Source organism: Halorubrum sp. Boch-26 (genome assembly GCF_029889805.1).
Classification (GTDB): domain Archaea; phylum Halobacteriota; class Halobacteria; order Halobacteriales; family Haloferacaceae; genus Halorubrum.
Genome location: NZ_JARANT010000174.1, coordinates 1 through 1,616 on the forward strand (window position 1 = coordinate 1; position 1,616 = coordinate 1,616).

General features: G+C 74.1%; 1 protein-coding gene and 1 pseudogene. Both read left to right on the forward strand.

The genetic code is table 11. The features are described 5' to 3' along the window. Window positions 1-276 precede the first annotated feature (276 nt). Entirely contained in the window at window positions 277-1,308 is a 1,032-nt protein-coding gene (gene cofD, locus OQF71_RS14505; protein WP_280588520.1) for a 2-phospho-L-lactate transferase, read from the forward strand. Next, window positions 1,305-1,616 (forward strand): annotated as a pseudogene (locus OQF71_RS14510) (hypothetical protein); the annotation flags it as partial. The gene cofD and the pseudogene OQF71_RS14510, both read left to right, overlap by 4 nt.

Consider the following 1,616-nt stretch of genomic DNA (forward strand, 5'->3'; position numbering starts at 1 on the left):
TGCTTAGCGCTCAACCGGTCGTGCGGCCGCCGCTCCGCCCCGGCCGCCCGACTCCCTCGCACCGTCGTCGCCGGCGGCTCCGCCGCCGACTGCCAGAGGGACCTTCGGTCCCTCGCGGTTCGCGGCCCTGCGGGCTGCTCACCGGGGCGCGCCACCCGGAAAGATCGGTTGAGCACTGTCAGTCTACGTATAAATAAACCCGTTTCACTCTCACCTTGATCCGCGTCGTCGCCCGCGGAGGCGAGGATACAAATCCGCCCGCCGCCTTGCCCGCGTATGGTCACGTTCCTCGCCGGCGGCACGGGGACGCCGAAACTCCTCGACGGGGCGACCCGCGTGTGGGACCCCGACGAGACCGCGGTCGTCGCCAACACGGGCGACGACGTCGAACTCGGCGGTCACCTCGTCTGCCCCGACGTCGACACCGTGCTGTTCGCCGGCGGCGGCGTCCTCGACCGCGAAACGTGGTGGGGGATCGCGGACGACACCACCGAGACGCACGCCGAACTGCGCCGGATCGCGGCGGAGGTCGGGCTCGGAACGGCCCCGCGCTACCTCGACGCCGAGGCGCAGACGACCGGCCGCGAGATCGCCCGGTGGCGGCGCTTCTCCGGCGTCGGCGAGTTCATGGAGATCGGCGACCGCGACCGCGCGGTCCACGTCACGCGCACGAGCCTACTCGACGAGGGCCGTACGCTCACCGAAGCGATCCGGGCGCTCGCCGACGCCTTCGGCCTCGACGTCGAGCTCCTCCCGATGTCCGACGACCCGGTCGCGACGCTGGTCCACACCGCGGCCGGCGAGACGATCCACTTCCAGGAGTACTGGGTCGCGCGCCGCGGCGAGCCCGCGGTCGCCGACGTGGAGTTCCGGGGCGCCGACGACGCCGAGCCGACCGACGCCGTGCTCGACGCCCTCGCCGACCCCGTCGTGATCGGTCCGTCGAACCCCGTGACGAGCCTCGGCCCGATGCTCGCGCTCCCCGGCTTCGAGGCGGCGCTGCGCGAGACGCCGGTCGTCGCGGTCTCGCCGTTCGTCGGCGACGAGGTGTTCTCGGGTCCCGCAGCCGACCTGATGGCCGGCGTCGGCCGCGACCCGTCGACCGCGGGCGTCGCCGCGGCGTACCCGTTCGCGGACGCGTTCGTCCTCGACGACGACGATCCGACCGAGCTCCCCGAGCGCCGCGTCGAGCACACCGACACTCGGATCAACGACGCCGCCGACGCCGAACGCGTCGCTCGCGCCTGCGAGCGCGCGTTGACGGCCGTGTCGGAGACAGCGACGACCGACGCGGAGGTGGCGGAGTGACGGGTAACGCGAACGAGGGCCCGTCCCCGCTCCTCGTCGCCGCCAGCCTCAGCGGCGCGGCCGACGCCGACTGGGCGCGCGCCGCGGCCCCCCACGTCGACGCGGCGGTGCTCGGCGGAGTCGCGCTCGACCCGGCGAGCCGGGCCGCGGCCCGCGATCTCGTCGCCCGCGGGCGTTCGGAGTTCCTCCCCGACGACCCGCTCGCGTGGATCGACCGCCAGTTCGCCGCGCTCGCCGACGCGCCGGTCCGCTCCGGGAACGACGTCGTGTTCGTGTTTGTCGTGTCGGTTGGCGTGGTGGGGGCGGGG

What these genes read in the sequence shown, in the direction of transcription:
- cofD (WP_280588520.1), top strand. Translation starts at nt 277, where the DNA reads ATGGTCACGTTCCTCGCCGGCGGCACGGGGACGCCGAAACTCCTCGAC.